The 14724-nt window shown below is 64.5% G+C and carries 15 protein-coding genes; 6 read left to right on the top strand and 9 right to left on the bottom strand.

Annotation, left to right across the window (positions count from 1 at the left end; translation table 11 throughout):
• Nucleotides 1-59: 59 nt before the first annotated feature.
• From DI041_RS00075 to DI041_RS00060, 4 genes are all read right to left on the bottom strand, one after another.
• On the bottom strand, nucleotides 60-770 hold the full coding sequence (locus DI041_RS00075; RefSeq protein ID WP_211195171.1) for a fimbria/pilus chaperone family protein: 711 nt from the start codon (nucleotides 768-770) through the stop codon (nucleotides 60-62).
• A gap of 152 nt (nucleotides 771-922) precedes the next feature.
• Nucleotides 923-1669: a hypothetical protein gene (locus DI041_RS00070; protein ID WP_136638041.1), complete on the bottom strand. Its 747-nt coding sequence runs from the start codon at nucleotides 1667-1669 to the stop codon at nucleotides 923-925.
• A gap of 542 nt (nucleotides 1670-2211) precedes the next feature.
• Nucleotides 2212-2940 (bottom strand): class I SAM-dependent methyltransferase, encoded by a 729-nt coding sequence (locus DI041_RS00065; protein WP_136638042.1) that lies wholly within the window; start codon nucleotides 2938-2940, stop codon nucleotides 2212-2214.
• 508 nt (nucleotides 2941-3448) lie between these two features.
• The gene (locus DI041_RS00060) at nucleotides 3449-3781 is read right to left on the bottom strand and encodes a winged helix-turn-helix transcriptional regulator (protein ID WP_136638043.1); all 333 of its coding nucleotides are present in this window, start codon (nucleotides 3779-3781) and stop codon (nucleotides 3449-3451) included.
• A 123-nt stretch (nucleotides 3782-3904) separates the two neighbouring features.
• On the opposite strand from DI041_RS00060, the gene DI041_RS00055 reads away from it, so the two are divergent.
• From DI041_RS00055 to DI041_RS00045, 3 genes are all read left to right on the top strand, one after another.
• Nucleotides 3905-4888 carry an NADPH:quinone reductase gene (locus tag DI041_RS00055; RefSeq protein WP_136638044.1) on the top strand — a complete coding sequence of 328 codons (984 nt, stop codon included), beginning with the start codon at nucleotides 3905-3907 and terminating at the stop codon, nucleotides 4886-4888.
• A 178-nt stretch (nucleotides 4889-5066) separates the two neighbouring features.
• The gene (locus tag DI041_RS00050) at nucleotides 5067-7718 is read left to right on the top strand and encodes an excinuclease ABC subunit UvrA (RefSeq protein ID WP_136638045.1); all 2652 of its coding nucleotides are present in this window, start codon (nucleotides 5067-5069) and stop codon (nucleotides 7716-7718) included.
• 305 nt (nucleotides 7719-8023) lie between these two features.
• Entirely contained in the window at nucleotides 8024-9064 is a 1041-nt protein-coding gene (locus DI041_RS00045) for an alpha/beta hydrolase (RefSeq protein WP_046985531.1), read from the top strand.
• A 103-nt stretch (nucleotides 9065-9167) separates the two neighbouring features.
• On the opposite strand, the gene DI041_RS00040 is transcribed toward DI041_RS00045, so the two are convergent.
• Complete coding sequence (locus tag DI041_RS00040) at nucleotides 9168-9659, bottom strand: MerR family transcriptional regulator (protein ID WP_248298406.1); 492 nt, start codon at nucleotides 9657-9659, stop codon at nucleotides 9168-9170.
• On the opposite strand from DI041_RS00040, the gene DI041_RS00035 reads away from it, so the two are divergent.
• Complete coding sequence (locus tag DI041_RS00035) at nucleotides 9658-10287, top strand: cation efflux transmembrane domain-containing protein (RefSeq protein WP_136638046.1); 630 nt, start codon at nucleotides 9658-9660, stop codon at nucleotides 10285-10287. The two genes, DI041_RS00040 and DI041_RS00035, sit on opposite strands and share 2 nt — an antisense overlap.
• Before the next feature lie 44 nt (nucleotides 10288-10331).
• Here the strand turns inward: DI041_RS00035 and DI041_RS00030 are convergent, their stop codons facing one another.
• Nucleotides 10332-11285 (bottom strand): alpha/beta fold hydrolase, encoded by a 954-nt coding sequence (locus tag DI041_RS00030; RefSeq protein ID WP_136638047.1) that lies wholly within the window; start codon nucleotides 11283-11285, stop codon nucleotides 10332-10334.
• 168 nt (nucleotides 11286-11453) lie between these two features.
• Between DI041_RS00030 and DI041_RS00025 the strand changes: the two genes are divergently transcribed.
• Together DI041_RS00025 and DI041_RS00020 are read left to right on the top strand one after the other, a co-directional pair.
• Nucleotides 11454-12023: a TetR/AcrR family transcriptional regulator gene (locus DI041_RS00025; protein ID WP_136638067.1), complete on the top strand. Its 570-nt coding sequence runs from the start codon at nucleotides 11454-11456 to the stop codon at nucleotides 12021-12023.
• 61 nt (nucleotides 12024-12084) lie between these two features.
• A complete protein-coding gene (locus tag DI041_RS00020) occupies nucleotides 12085-12561 on the top strand; it encodes a nuclear transport factor 2 family protein (RefSeq protein WP_136638048.1) in 477 nt (158 codons plus the stop codon).
• 78 nt (nucleotides 12562-12639) lie between these two features.
• Here DI041_RS00020 and DI041_RS21355 read toward each other — a convergent pair whose 3' ends face one another.
• From DI041_RS21355 to DI041_RS00005, 3 genes are all read right to left on the bottom strand, one after another.
• Nucleotides 12640-12870: a hypothetical protein gene (locus tag DI041_RS21355; protein ID WP_248298407.1), complete on the bottom strand. Its 231-nt coding sequence runs from the start codon at nucleotides 12868-12870 to the stop codon at nucleotides 12640-12642.
• Between the two features lie 240 nt (nucleotides 12871-13110).
• A complete protein-coding gene (locus DI041_RS00010; RefSeq protein WP_136638050.1) occupies nucleotides 13111-13467 on the bottom strand; it encodes a hypothetical protein in 357 nt (118 codons plus the stop codon).
• Between the two features lie 457 nt (nucleotides 13468-13924).
• Entirely contained in the window at nucleotides 13925-14680 is a 756-nt protein-coding gene (locus DI041_RS00005) for a tetratricopeptide repeat protein (RefSeq protein WP_136638051.1), read from the bottom strand.
• Between the last annotated feature and the right edge of the window lie 44 nt (nucleotides 14681-14724).

The raw sequence follows: 14724 nt of genomic DNA, 5'->3' as shown, positions 1-14724 counted from the left end.
TTGCTACAGAAGAAGTCAGTTGGTACTGGGGGAGGCGAGCTGCTGACCAGAGCGGCGCTCTACTTCAGCGGGGCCTCGTAGGCCTTCACCGAGAAACCGTAGACCGTCGCCGGCTTGATCTCGACGCGATCATCGGTCGTCGCGCCCGCCGCGCTGGCAACGGCGTGCTTCTCGCCGGGCAGGAGATAGCTTTTCGGCAGGCTGGCCTTGGTGCCGGACGGGAGCAGGGTCACCTCGGTTTCAAGGCGGACCACATAGGCGCTGTCGTTATGCACGGTCAGCTGGTTTCCCTGCAGTGACCACTGCAGCAGCTCCCACGGCTTGGCGTTCTTCGGCAGGCTGGCCGGGTGCAGGAGCAGCGGAATGTCCTGGCGCACGCTGAGGGCTACCGTTGCCTGACCAGGTGTCGACTTGGCCTGGCCAATGCTGTCGAAGGAGACCCGCTTAAGGCGCTGCGTCTGCAGGTCCTCGCCTTGGTACATGAAACGCACCTGCTGCTGCTGGCCCGCCTCCACCCGCGCAACGGGCGGGGTCACCACGACAACCGTTTCGGTATCTTCAGGAATGTCATAGACATTGGTGTGCAGCAGGGCAGCTTCGCCGTCCGTGTTCTTCACCCGCATGGTGGTTTCACCTCGTCCCTTGTCAACATTGATGATCACAAGGGGGGATTCAGGCTTCATGCCGTCGGCGTAGGCCAACGCTGTGATGCCGAACAGGCTGATGCCTGCAAGAGCAACTGCGGGAAACTTTGAGTAGATCGATTTCATGGCGATTATCCTCATCGAGCCGTGGGCTCCCGCTTGGCGGGAGTGGACATCGAATTCTGGATATCGCAGCGCAGGACAACTATCGGACGCGACCTAAATTACTGGACGAGGCGTTTTATCCGAACGAGTCAATTGACGCAGGCGTTCGCTCGTTACCCAGCGGCACGCTGCCGGATGGTCTCATTCAGCTTTGAGTGTTCCATATCCACGTCCAGTTGGCCTGGAGTGCGCGACGCCAACTTCGCTGCTGCATCCTGCAGGCGCTGCAGTGCCTTGGAGTGCGACTCCAGCGCCGAGAGCTGCCTGATCAGCTGCGTTCTGGCCACGACCAGGGCGGCATCTGGACAGCGTTGCAGATCCACATCGACCAGACTGGCTTCAGCCTCCTGATAGCGGGCGTGCTTGGCCGGGCCAAGCAGAACCTCCGCTTCCATGGCGAGCATCGTGGACCACGCGACGCGCACCGGAGTGCAGGCCTGGGTTCCCGCCTGGCCGCGATAGTGGGCGTGCATCTGACGCAGGTGGAGCAGTGCGCCGGTTAACGACTGCGCACTGGCGTGCGACAGGTCGGCCTGCATCGCGTGGCACGGGCAGCCGGCTGGGCATATCGCCGCTGACACGGAGGCCTGCGGCGTCTCCATTTCGCGCGAGGATGAGAGAGAAGCGCCTGTCGAGGCGACCAGCACCTGCTGGACAGTCTCTGACATGGCATTGGCAGCATCGGGGGCGGGCCCCTCAAGGCCGTCGTGATACGGCGCGTATGCGGGTTTCCCAGTAGACAGAAGCGTGCATGACCAAGCGTCATTGCCCTGCCACCCGATGTCGACTTCGTTGACCACCACGCTCGGCCACAGCGGTGCACGGGTTACCGAAGGGGAACTCAATGGCATTTGCTTCATGTCAGCTCCTATACGAAGGGGAGGGGAGGGCAGGGGCAGCCCCTGGCCCACTTGGTGCTTTCTCAACGCGCTGCGTGCCCGGCGCCACCACAGGGGTGACGAAGCGATACCCAGCAGCCCGGCCGCCGTTGCTCCCAGCGCCAGCAGCGGCACACCGCTGCCAGGTGCCGGTGGTTTGAACGTCTCCAGCGGTACGTGATGACCCGTGGCAGGCCCCGCCTGGGAAGCAGACGTAGGGGGAAGTGGTAGACGGTTGGCGCTTGTGGCGCCAGCAACGGGAGGCAGTGGGCTCGTATTCCCGGCTATCGCCGGTGTTCCCGCCGGGATGCGCGTGTAGGCCATCCCGCGAACGGGCGCGGACGCGCGGACGCGATCGATCGGTGCCAGGGCACGGTGATCGGCCACGGGCACAATCGGCGAGCGTTCTGGTCGCATCAACTCGCTGCGTCCATCCTGCGGCGCGCAAGCGGTTCCACAGCAGACCCCTGCCAGCAGGGTGCCGCCCACCATGAGGCTTTCATGGCCGCGCACCCTTGGCATGTTCAGAGTTCGATGAGCTGCGGTAGATCGAATGCGGCTTCCACAGGAAGCGCGAGCACCGACTGTTGCACCCGGCCGGGGAACAGGTTGCGGGTTTCGCCGAGAGCGTTGCTGGCGCTGAACAGGTACGTCACGTGCGACCAGCATCGATATCCGAGTGCCTTGACCATCTCGATCTCTTCAGCGGCATCTTCAAGATCGCCCTGGAGAAAATGGACGTACGGACGGCTTTGCCGCAGCGTGTCCTGGGCGCCCGCAAGCAGCTCCTTCAACGCGCCTGGAATGTTCACCTTCAGTAGATTCAGCTGAGGAAGGGCGAGGGCGTCCACGCTACCCGGCCTGGCCACCGCCGGGCCTGCCGCCACCTCTCCAGTGCTCGACCCCAGCCACTGTTCGCGCGCATGCGCATTGCAGATGCCGTTGATGGCGAGATTGGCGCAGACCTGCTGGAAGGCCAGGCGCTCGGGTTCGACCACGTGCACTGCGCCGGTCTCACCCACCAGTTTGGCGAAGGGCAGGGTTTGTGCGCCATAGTGGCCACCGAATTCAAGGACATGATGACCCGGCAGGAGCAGGCCGGCCAGAAGCTCCAGCTCCTGCTCTGCCCATTCGCCATAGCGGCGCAGGCAGCGCGCCACCACGCCCTGTTCCTGGGGAAGCAGGCTGAGCAGGCCGTGGCGGCCCTGGATGAATCGGGAGGAGGCATCAACGATGGAGTCTTGCGGATTCATGGGCATTGTCTTCCGGAGAGCGAAGGCGGGCGCCGGGATGGGCTTCGGCGAGGGCAAGGCGCTGCGGAGGCGTTCGGGCACGCGGCAGCTGACATCGCACATGGTGCGGCAGCGCTCGCCCCATAGGCATAGGACGCGAACTAATTCCGTTGGCGATGTTCCATCCGCAGGGACTCGGAAGCCGCTGTAATGCTGATGCCGGCGATGGCAGTCGCGAGGGCGATCGGGAGCCCGGCAAAGATCAGAGCCGGCACCGAACAAGGTTCGTCCGCAAACATCTGCAGCGAATCGAACGCCATGAATACCAGGATGGCCTGCAGTGGCATGGCAATGCGGGTCAGGTGTGCTCTCTTGCTCTCCATGTAGTGGAGAATTCGCTATGGGAGGTGCAGCGCATGCTGAAGCCCCGAAGCAGGCCATTCCATCGGATCCGTACGAACGTGTCTACGCGTCATGATGCAGGTGTCGCGATTCGAGCGGGCTATGCGCCCACGATGTGCCGCAGCGGCTAACCGTCCCTGCTGGCCAGATAGCGTTCTCCCCACAACTTCATTGCTTCCAGCGTCGGCGCCAGTGTGGTGCCCAGCGGCGTCAACGTGTATTCAACACGCGGCGGAACTTCTGCAAACACTTCGCGCCGGACGATGCCGCTTGCCTCAAGCTCGCGCAGCTGCAAGGTAAGCGAGCGCTGGGTCACGCCGCCGATCAGCTTTCGCAGTTCCCCAAACCGTTTGGTGCCGCTCAGCAGGTAGTGAACGATCAACGGCTTCCACTTCCCGCCGGCGATCTCGACAGTCACTTCTACGGCACACCGGTAATCCGAAGGCAGGCCAGCGGGCATCATCACTCCAATAGGATACTTTGTATCCCTATATATACAAAGTGTGCCTGGTTGTAAATTTGCCACTGGCCTCTGATAGTGCTGGCCCGGAAGGGAGCCCCTTCGCAATCAGAGAGAAGATGCATGAGAGCTGCGTATTACGACCGCCAGGGCCCGGCTGATGAGGTGCTCTGCGTTGCAGAGCTGCCCACCCCACAACCGGGGCCAGGTGAAGTCCGGGTGCGGATGCACATGTCCGGGCTCAATCCCACAGACCTCAAGGCCCGCACAGGGTTCTCCGCGCCGATGCCCTTTCCACGAATCATTCCCCACCAGGACGGTGCCGGTGTCATCGATGCGGTGGGCGACCCGGAAGAGGTGGGCCGTATAGGGCAGCGCGTCTGGATCTATGAAGCCCAGTACGGCAGGGCGAGCGGAACGGCTGCAGCGTTCGTGGTCGTGCCCGCTGGGCACGCCGTGCCGCTGCCTGGCGATGTCTCTTTCGAGGTGGGTGCATCGCTGGGTATTCCGGCACTGACGGCGCATCGCTGTCTCTTCGCGGATGGCGACATCAACGGCCGAAGGGTGTTGGTGCAAGGCGGGGCAGGCGTGGTCGGCACCGCCGCCGTCCTGCTGGCAAAGTGGGCGGGCGCCTGGGTCGCGGTCACGGTCATGAATGCCGAGCAGGCAATCATTGCCAGGGCGGCCGGAGCGGATCTGGTGCTGGACCGTCTGAATGACGATGTCGCCGGCGCGATCAACACCCATACCCGGGGCGCGGGCGTGGATCGCATCGTAGAGGTCAATGTGCAGGCAAATCTCGACCTTGACCTGGCATGTCTCGCCTCTGGCGGCGTCATCAGCGCTTATGCGGCCGCGCAGGCAACCGATGAGCTTTCCCTGCCACTGTTGCGTGCCATGGTGCACGGATGCGTGCTCCGCTTCGTGTACATCTATTCGGTCCCCCAGGAAGCGAAGATCCACGCGATCAGGGACATCACTGCGTGCCTTGCCAGTGGCGCCTATTCGCCCCATGTCGGTTTGAAGGTGGATCTCCAGAAGATCGCTGAAGCGCACCAGGCACTTGAAGCTGGAACCGTGGTGGGGAAGGTTCTCATCGCCATCTGAGCGATACGTTCGCCGCCACGCGCCCCTTGCAGTCGGCGGGTGAATGCGGCTTGCGGGTCATTTGCATGTCCGCAGGGCGGGGCCGCACGTGCCCTCACCACATTCACCTCGCAGCAGCGAAAATGCGTCCTTGGGCGCGCTCCAGGGCGCACCGCTCACTGCCTGCAGGAACGCAACGATGTCCAACAACCCTTTCGGTGAATCCTCATGCGCTGCCGCAGCCAGCGGTTGCGTGGAGGTGCGCGGCGCGCGCGAGCACAACCTCAAGAATGTCGATGTCTCCATTCCGCGCAATGCACTGGTGGTGTTCTCCGGGGTGTCGGGGTCGGGCAAGTCGTCGTTGGCCTTCGGTACCGTCTTCGCTGAGGCGCAGCGGCGTTACTTCGAATCCGTAGCGCCCTACGCGCGGCGCCTGATCGACCAGGCGGGCGTGCCCGATGTGGACGCCATCGACGGGCTGCCGCCGGCGGTGGCGTTGCAGCAGCAGCGCGGCGCCAGCAATGCACGTTCCTCGGTGGGCAGTGTCACCACGCTGTCCAGCTTGGTGCGCATGATGTACTCGCGCGCCGGGGCCTACCCGGCCAACCAGCCCATGCTGTACGCCGAGGACTTCTCGCCCAATACGCCGCAGGGCGCCTGCAGCACCTGCCACGGCCTGGGGCATGTGTACGAGGTGACCGAAGCGCTGATGGTTCCGGATCCGTCGCTGAGCATCCGTGAACGTGCCATCGCCTCGTGGCCGCCGGCATGGCATGGCCAGAACCTGCGCGACATCCTGGTCACGCTGGGCTACGACATCGACGTGCCGTGGAAGAAGCTGCCGAAGAAGGACCGCGACTGGATCCTGTTCACCGAGAAAACGCCAACCGTGCCGGTCTATGCCGGCTTCACGCCCGCAGAGACCCGTGCCGCACTGAAGCGCAAGCTGGAACCCAGCTACATGGGCACCTATACCGGTGCGCGCCGCTACGTGCTGCACACCTTTGCCAACACCCAGAGTGCGCTGATGCGCAAGCGTGTTTCGCGCTACATGGAAGGCAAGCTGTGCCCGACCTGCCACGGAAAACGCCTGAAGCCGGAAGCACTCTCGGTCACCTTCGCCGGCGTGGATATCGGCGAGTTCATGCGGCTTCCGCTGGATCAACTGGCGGATCTGCTCGGGCCCATCGCACAAGGTGATTTCGGCGCGCACACCAAGGGCACTCGCACCAGCAGGAGCGCGACACCACGTGATCGCGCCCGGAGGGCCGCGAGTGGCCAAGCGACCCACGAGGGCGCCCCCGACGTCCGGCTGACCTCGGCCTTGTCCGAAGAGAAGCGACTGGCCGCACAGCGGCTGGCAGGCGGTGTGATGGCGCGGGTACGCCAGCTGCGTGACCTGGGCCTGGGGTATCTCTCGCTGGATCGCGCCACGCCAACCCTGTCCGCTGGCGAACTGCAGCGCCTGCGGCTGGCCACCCAGCTCAGCTCGTTGCTGTTTGGCGTGCTGTACGTGCTCGACGAGCCCTCGGCCGGCCTGCACCCCGCCGACAGCCAGGCGCTGTACGACGCGCTGGACCGGTTGCGCGACGGCGGAAACTCGGTGTTCGTTGTCGAGCACGACCTGGAGCTGATGCGCCGCGCGCAGTGGCTGGTGGATGTTGGCCCGGAGGCGGGTGAGCACGGCGGGCGCGTTCTCTACAGTGGCGAGCCCGACGGCCTGCGCAAGGTCCAGGAGTCGCGCACCGCCCGGTATCTGTTCGACCAGGTGCCCGCGGCCGCCAGCCGGCAGCGCACCGCCAGCAGCTGGCTGGAACTGAAGGGCATCCACCGCCATAACCTGCGGGGTGTGGATGCGCAGGTGCCGCTGGGGCTGCTGACAGCCGTGACCGGCATTTCCGGCTCAGGCAAGTCCAGCTTGATGGCGCAGGCGCTGCCCGAGCTGTTGCTGCTGCACCTCGGGCATGAGCCCATGGACGACAGCGCCGACAACGCGCCCACGGATGGGCCGACCGTGATCGAAACCACGCGGGGCAAGTTGGCAGGCGATGTGGACGCCATCCAGCGGGTGGTGCAGGTCGACCAGAAGCCCATCGGCCGCACGCCACGCTCCAACCTCGCCACCTATACCGGGCTGTTCGACCACGTGCGCAAGCTGTTCGCCGCGACACCCACCGCGCGCCGCCGCCGATTCGACGCGGGCCGCTTCTCGTTCAACGTGGCCAAGGGCCGGTGCGAGACCTGCGAGGGCGAGGGTTTCGTCAGCGTCGAACTGCTGTTCATGCCCAGCGTCTATGCACCGTGCCCTACCTGCCATGGCGCGCGATACAACGAGGCCACGCTGGAGGTGCAGTGGAATGACCGCAACATCGCCGAGGTCCTGCAGATGACGGTCGACCAGGCGCATGCGTTCTTCAGCGAGGAAGATGTCATTGCCCGGCCGCTGCACTTGCTGCAGGAGATCGGTCTGGGCTACCTGAGGCTGGGCCAGCCGGCCACCGAACTTTCAGGCGGTGAGGCACAGCGCATCAAACTGGCAACCGAGCTGCAGCGCAGCCAGCGCGGCCGCACGCTGTACGTGCTGGATGAGCCCACCACCGGCCTGCATGCATCGGACGCGGACAGGCTGCTTGTGCAACTGCAGCGGCTGGTGGACGCGGGCAATACGGTGGTGATGATTGAGCACGACATGCGCGCGGTTGTGCAGGCGGACTGGGTGATTGACGTTGGGCCTGGCGCAGGGGCTGCGGGCGGCACCATCGTGGCGAAGGGAACGCCGCAACAAGTGGCTCGAGCCAAGGGCAGCAGGACGGCGCCGTTCCTTGTGCGTGAGCTGGGGCAGCGCGTGTGAAGCCATTGGTTCTGTAAAGCCGAGCCATGCTCTGCTCGACCCTCGAGCCAGTCGCTTGCCATGGACAGCAGCGCCTCCATCACCAGCAGAGAGCCAGTTGCCGGAGCGGGAGGAGGCGAGAAAACAAGGAAGTCTGACGAAACCGTGCAATGGCGAATCCTCTGGTGACTCTCCAGCCAAAGGCGTCCACTTTGATGCTGCAGTGCACACAGAAAAACACGGTCCAGCTAGTCCCATCCGGCTATAGGTCGCCAACGCAACTCGACTCACACTTCGCCACGTAAAGGCCGACGGGAGGGCGTGATATGAGTCTGCATGTGGGGAAACTGCGCGGGCTGGCAGTGCTTCTGTTCCTGCTTAATCCCTTGCTCGCGGGCGCGCTGCCGGCAGCGCCGCCCGCACCGGCACCCGAGGTGGTTCCGCTGTGGCCGCAGGGCCACTGGCAGCAACGCGCACGTGGCCCGGAACGGATCGGTATCGAGGGCAGCGCAAAGGGCGCTGTCTCGGGAATCAGTAACGCGCGCATGGAGATCTACCGGCCACTGAAACCGAACGGGACAGCCGTGGTGATCTTCGGCGGTGGTGGTTACTTCCGCATCCAGATCGGCAGCGCTGCCAAGCCGACGGCGCAGTGGCTGCAGTCGCTGGGTGTCACGGCCGCCGTGGTCTACTACCGGCTGCCCGCTGATGGGTGGGCACCGGTCTCGCCCTTCCAGGATGGCCAGCGCGCCATGCGGCTGTTGCGCGCGCAGGCGGCAAGCCTGGGGGTCGATCCGGAGCGCATCGGCGCATTGGGCTTTTCCGCGGGGGGCAATCTCGCCGGTATCGTTGCCACGCGCTTCGATGCCCCGTTGTATCCGCCGGTGGATGCAGCCGACCAGCTGTCCGCGCGCCCCGACTTCCTTGGCATGATCTATCCGGTCGTTTCGATGCGCGCGCCGCTGGACCAGACCCGGTCGAAGCGGGAACTGGCGAGTCAGGACGACGCACAGCAGGCTTATTCGGTCGAACAGCACGTGCGCAAGGACATGCCGCCGGTGTTCCTGGCCCAGGCCGTGGATGATCGCACCGTGGATGTCGGCCACAGCGTGGCCATGTACCAGGCCACGCATGCGGCAGGCATTCCGGTGGAGCTGCACCTGTTCGAAGCCGGAGGTCACAGCTGGGGGTTGGGCAAGCCCGGGACATTGGTCGCGCAGTGGCCGCGCCTTTTCGCCAACTGGGCACGCAGCCACGGCTACCTCGGGCCGCCGCCTGCGCGGCTGCCGCCGCACGATGCCAACGCGATACCCACGGCTGCAGCTCAGCCACCGCGCTCGCTGGACGATGACGGCGCGGGCGACTGAGCCGCGCACTGTCAACAAGGCGGCAACGCGCAGGGGCCGGATTCCGGTAACACCGTCGGCGTGCGAGCGCAGGTTTCGTTCTGATGTGGATGGGGCAGCAGGGTCATGGCTGCGGCTGAAGGGCTTCCAGCACCCTGCAATCGGCCACGCGGCCGCCCGGGCAATTGCCGATCATTCGCTTCAGTTCGCCCTGCAGCGCCTGCAGGTCATGGATCCGGCGCGTGATATCCGCGATGTGCGCTTTCACCACGTCGTCCACCGAACTGCATTCGTGTTCGCGCTGCTCACCAAAGGCGATCAGCTCGCGGATCTGCTCGATGGAGAAGCCAAGCTCGCGGGCGCGGCGCACGAATGACAGACGCCGCTGGTCCTGGGCGCTGTAATAGCGGTAGTTGCCGTCCGACCGCAGCGGTGGTTGAAGCAGGCCGATCTTTTCGTAATAGCGGATGGTTTCGGCCTTGGTGCCGGTCTGGCGGGCCAGCTGGCCGATGGTGAGGTGGGCGGACACGGGCTTGACCTTGTAGTGGCTACAGGGTTGATAACGACTATCCCAACCTTTTTCAAGCCCGGCCACAGCCTGGCGGGAGTCATCCATGAACCACTGCTGCGGCCACAAGCGCCAGGAACTGGAAGCGTTGGCCCTCCACAGTGCGCAGCGGCGCGTACTGGTGGCGGTACTCATCATCAACCTGGCGATGTTCTTCATCGAGTTCGGCGCGGGCATCGTGGCGCGCTCCAGCGCCCTGCAGGCCGATGCAGTGGACATGCTGGGCGATGCGATCGTATACGGCCTGAGCCTATGGGCAGTGAACCGGGGGGCGCGCTGGGAAGCCGGTGCAGCCCTGGCCAAGGGTCTGCTGATCCTGGGCTTCTTTGTCTTCATCGCGGTGGAGGTGGTCGGCAAGCTGGCCCACGGCGTTCCGCCTTCCAGTGGCTTGATGCTGGGGTTCGGAGCCATCGCGCTGGTGGCCAATCTGGTGTGCCTGGCACTGCTGTGGCGGTTCCGCGCGCTCAACATCAACATGAAAAGCACCTTTGCGTGCTCGCGCAACGACGTCGCCGCCAATATCGGCGTACTGGTGGCTGCCGGTGGCGTTGCGCTGACCGGACGCGGCTGGCCGGATATCGCGGCGGGCGTGGTCATCGCGCTGCTGTTCCTGAAGTCCGCGATTGGCGTCATCAGCGAAGCGTGGCCCGCGTGGCGTGCGGCTGCGAAAGCGTGAGGTGATGGAAAGGGCTCCGGCGAGATGCCAGAGCCCCAGGGGACTCACTTTTCCTGCAGGAACGTCAGCAGGTCCTGGTTGACGCGATCCTTGTGCGTGTCAGTCAGGCCGTGCGGCGCACCCGGGTACACAATCAGCCTGGCGCCCTTGATCAGCTTCGCCGACTGGCGGCCGGAGATGTCGATCGGCACGATCTGATCGTCGTCGCCGTGGATGACCAGAGTGGGCACATCGAACTTCTTCAGGTCTGCGCGGAAATCGGTGGCCGAGAACGCGGCAATCGAATCGTAGGTGTTCTTGTGGCCACCCTGCATGCCCTGCGCCCACCATGCATCGATCAGACCCTGCGACACCTTCGCGCCCGGGCGGTTGAAGCCGTAGAACGGGCCGGACGGGATGTCCTTGTACAGCTGTGCGCGGTTGTTCATCTGCGCCTTGCGGATGCCATCGAACACTTCAATCGGGAGGCCATTGGGGTTGTCGGCGGTCTTCAGCATGAGCGGCGGCACCGAGCTGATCAGCACCGCCTTCTTCACCCGGCCGGTGCCATGGCGGCCGATGTAGCGCGCCACTTCGCCGCCGCCAGTGGAGAAGCCCACCAGAGTGACATCGTGCAGGTCCAGCGTGTTGATCACGGTGGCCAGGTCATCTGCGTAGTGATCCATGTCGTTGCCTTCCCACGGCTGGCTGGAACGGCCGTGGCCACGACGGTCATGGGCAATGACGCGGTAGCCGTGGTTGGCCAGGAAGATCATCTGCGATTCCCAGCTGTCCGAGTTCAGCGGCCAGCCGTGGCTGAAGGTGACGACCGGGCCGTCCTTCGGGCCCCAGTCCTTGTAGTAGAGCTGCACGCCATCGGCGGTGGTGATGTAGCTGGCGGTGCGCGCGATGCTGGTGACTGCTGCCGGCTTGGCCGGTTCGACGGCCTGGGCGGACAGGCCGGCCTGGACCGAGAGGGCGAGGGCGGCAACGGCCAGGGTACGGGTAAAGGTGTTCATGCGAGGCGTCTCATGGGTGGTGGTGAGACGTACTTTGCGTCCGAAATCGGGCGTCTGGATGATGACATGTACGAATTTCTTGATAGATCGTCCTGAGCGAGCTTGCCCGCGCGAGAGGTCGCCGCGCCGCCCGTTGACAGAGTAGAACGATCGTTCTACCTTGGCGTCGTGAACACACCCCCCACCGATACCCAGCAGAAGATCCTGGCCACGGCCGAGGCGCTGATCTACCAGAACGGGATCCACGCCACCGGCATGGACCTGCTGGTGAAGACCTCGGGTGTGGCACGCAAAAGCATCTACCGCCACTTCGAAAACAAGGACCAGGTAGCCGCAGCTGCACTGAACGCGCGCGATGTTCGTTGGCTTCAGTGGTTCCAGCAGGAGTGCGACAAGGCCGACACCCCGGAAGCACGCATCCTCGGCATGTTCACCGTGCTCAAGGGCTGGTTCCAGTCCGAGGGCTATCGCGGCTGCGCCTTCATCAATACCGCGGGCGAGGTGGGCGATCCCGACGATCCGATTCGCCACATCGCAAAACATCACAAGCAGAAGCTGCTCGATTACACGCTGGAACTCACCACGCAACTGGATATCAAGCAGCCTGCTGCACTGGCGCGGCAGCTGCTGGTTCTCATGGAAGGCGCCATCACCGTCTCGCGCGTGATGGGCGACTACAACGCCGCAGACACTGCCAGGGATGTTGCAAAGGCGTTGTTGGAGCAGGCCAGGCGCTGACGCCTGAGTGATCAAAACCCGTCGAAGCACCCCGTTCATCCACTTGATTGGAGGCCCCACCGTGTCCACTGAAGCACCCCGTCCGCCGTTGCCGCCGTTCACCCTTGAATCGGCCATCGAGAAGGTTCGTCTTGCCGAGGATGGCTGGAACTCCCGCGATGCTGACAAGGTCGCACTGGCCTATTCGCTCGATACCCGCTGGCGCAACCGTGCCGAGTTCACCCACGGCCGCGAGGAAGCGCGGCAGTTCCTGGCCCGCAAATGGAAGAAGGAACTCGACTACCGTTTGATCAAGGAACTCTGGGCCTTCAGCGGCAACCGTATTGCCGTGCGCTACGCTTATGAGTGGCGCGACGACTCCGGCAACTGGTTCCGCTCCTATGGAAACGAGAACTGGGAATTCGGAGCCGATGGCCTGATGGAGCATCGGTTCTCGAGCATCAACGACATGCCGATCAAAGAAGGCGAGCGCAAGTTCCATTGGCCGCTCGGGCGTCGCCCGGATGATCACCCAGGGCTTTCCGATCTGGGCATGTGAGCGGCCGCAGCGGCGCTGTCAAAAGTGCGCCTCGGCTTCGATGAGGCCAGCGCCCCTGTAGAGTCAAGCCGTGCTCGACTACGGCATGCCACATCGCACCCCATCAGGCACCTCGCCAGCGAGCATCTGCAGCACCCGATCCATCAGAACAGGCTCCGGCACACCAGCCAGCACCTGTTCCAGATAATCCAATGGCTCCAACTGCCATTGGAGGATTGCCCGCATCTGCAGAACTGCGGGCGCCCGCTGCTTCGCATCCAGTGATGCCTGCAACAGCACATGCGGCGAGCGCCTCTCCAGCCACAGCACTGGTATGCCTCGGCAATGAACCTGGAACTCGGCATCTCGATGCCGTTCCACGAACTGGAATCCCTGTGGTGGCCGAGACTCCACGAACTGCATCGCCTGGCGGCGCAGTTGTGAGAATCGATCTTCGTTGATGCTTTGGAATCCGATGGGAGATGGCAGTGGGGGCACCAGCCACCGCGTCTGTGCCGCAACCACCGCCACGAGGCACAGCGCAGTGGCCGCCCAGCAGTACCGCGCCACTCAGTCGTCCGGCCGTACTCGTGTGCTGGCGTGCGCCGTAAGTCCCAGCCCAGCCATGATCAGCCCCTCCATGACGCGCGGGCCAACGTATTGCTCCAACTCGCCGTTCTCGCGGGCACGCTGTGCGGCCAGCAGGATTTCCAGCACCACCCGAAGGCCGGCCAAGGAGCAATCGGTGTCCGCCAGGGCAATGCGCCGCCCGGGCATCTGATGGCGCTCCGGCCAGGGCTGGCCATCGGAGGCAGCGCCGGAGCCGATGCTGTGCAGCAGGGCGATGAGCGTATTGGGATCAAGCACAGGGCCGTTGGCGGGCACGTCTTGGATCGGGTGTGGGGCAGGGGAGTAGGGCTGGGTCATGGCTGGGCTCCTTGCGTGCATGCAGAAGCCGCCACCGATAAAGGTGGCGGACGGTGCGGGGCTCGAAATCCGGTGTGCAATCTTCCCGGCGGGCACAAGGCCCCCACGCACCGCCCGCCATAGCCGGCCGACGGATTGCCAGCCGGCACCACAGGGCGTGGTGCCGGCTGACAAGCGCATACTTCTCTTGCACAACCGAGGATTTCGAGGCCTCGGCCACCCGTTTTCGGTGGCATGAACAGGAATACGCCTGGCTATGCGCGATGCCAATGCAGTAAGGCCGATGCCGTCACTACTTTCAACATTTTCAGAATCGTTGCATGCGGCACGAGGGGGCAGCCGCCTTGCGCTGCAATGCTTTCGGCGCTATCGGTGGCGCAGGCCTGCGGACTGTCGGCATCCGCCCAGCGAGGTCATGAGCGAGGCGGATGCGACAGGATTGAAAGGCTGCCAGACGTCAGTAGCTCTTCATCGCGGCTTTGGTTCGCTCCAGCCAAGCGGCATTGTGGCTGCGCGCGTGGCGTGACCAGTGTTGGGCATCGTCGATGATGCTGGCGAACAGGCTGCGGGCCTGCTCGCTGTCGGCGGGCTGCGGTTGTGTCATCAGCCATTCGGCATACAGGCAGCGGGCGGCCGCATCGTTTCCGCATTCGACGGCGCGCTCGAACGCGGCGCGGGTGCCAGTTGCTTGGGCGGCGGCCAGTGTCTGTGCATAGAGCAGGGTCTGTTCCGGCTTGCGGCGCACATCTGGATGACGGGCGAACAGGCCGTCCAGCGTCTCAACTGCAAGCGCGGCGTGCCCGGACTCGAGGCGGGCGCGCGCCAGACCGGTAAGGATGTAGGGGTCGTCACCCAGTGGCGAGCTGGCCGCCTGCTCAAGCAGGGTCCTGGCTTCCTCCGCTTGGCCTGCATCCAGCAGCGTCATGCCGAGGCGAACCCGGTTCTGCACGGTGGGCGTTCGCGACAGCTCAGCGCGTGCGTTACGCAGGTCCTGGCCCGGGTCCATGAGCTGCTTGGCGGAGCGGATTGCCTGCCGTGCGCCGCGCGAGTTGCGGGCTTCCGGGAAGTAGATCGCAAGGAAGTAGACGACGCTGCCGAGTAGCGGGAACGAGAACAGCAGGATCAGCCAGTAGAGGCTCTGGCCCGAGCGAATGGCGTGCACCGCGAAGTAGATGGCCGCCAGTACGTGGAGTCCGATTCCGATATAGGGCATGTGTGCCGCCTCGTCCTTGTGGGGGTTGGCACTATAGTGGGGGA

The organism is Stenotrophomonas maltophilia (assembly GCF_004920835.1).
In the GTDB taxonomy this organism is placed as follows: domain Bacteria; phylum Pseudomonadota; class Gammaproteobacteria; order Xanthomonadales; family Xanthomonadaceae; genus Stenotrophomonas; species Stenotrophomonas maltophilia_AQ.
The sequence above is the reverse complement of the archived record's forward strand: the minus strand, read 5'-3'. Positions and strand labels throughout refer to the sequence as shown.

Excerpts from the sequence above, each read along its gene's own strand:
- DI041_RS00075 (WP_211195171.1), bottom strand. The coding sequence starts at position 770 with ATGAAATCGATCTACTCAAAGTTTCCCGCAGTTGCTCTTGCAGGCATC.
- DI041_RS00070 (WP_136638041.1), bottom strand. The coding sequence starts at position 1,669 with ATGAAGCAAATGCCATTGAGTTCCCCTTCGGTAACCCGTGCACCGCTG.
- DI041_RS00065 (WP_136638042.1), bottom strand. The coding sequence starts at position 2,940 with ATGAATCCGCAAGACTCCATCGTTGATGCCTCCTCCCGATTCATCCAG.
- DI041_RS00060 (WP_136638043.1), bottom strand. The coding sequence starts at position 3,781 with ATGCCCGCTGGCCTGCCTTCGGATTACCGGTGTGCCGTAGAAGTGACT.
- DI041_RS00055 (WP_136638044.1), top strand. The coding sequence starts at position 3,905 with ATGAGAGCTGCGTATTACGACCGCCAGGGCCCGGCTGATGAGGTGCTC.
- DI041_RS00050 (WP_136638045.1), top strand. The coding sequence starts at position 5,067 with ATGTCCAACAACCCTTTCGGTGAATCCTCATGCGCTGCCGCAGCCAGC.
- DI041_RS00045 (WP_046985531.1), top strand. The coding sequence starts at position 8,024 with ATGAGTCTGCATGTGGGGAAACTGCGCGGGCTGGCAGTGCTTCTGTTC.
- DI041_RS00035 (WP_136638046.1), top strand. The coding sequence starts at position 9,658 with ATGAACCACTGCTGCGGCCACAAGCGCCAGGAACTGGAAGCGTTGGCC.
- DI041_RS00040 (WP_248298406.1), bottom strand. The coding sequence starts at position 9,659 with ATGGATGACTCCCGCCAGGCTGTGGCCGGGCTTGAAAAAGGTTGGGAT.
- DI041_RS00030 (WP_136638047.1), bottom strand. The coding sequence starts at position 11,285 with ATGAACACCTTTACCCGTACCCTGGCCGTTGCCGCCCTCGCCCTCTCG.
- DI041_RS00010 (WP_136638050.1), bottom strand. The coding sequence starts at position 13,467 with ATGACCCAGCCCTACTCCCCTGCCCCACACCCGATCCAAGACGTGCCC.
- DI041_RS00005 (WP_136638051.1), bottom strand. The coding sequence starts at position 14,680 with ATGCCCTATATCGGAATCGGACTCCACGTACTGGCGGCCATCTACTTC.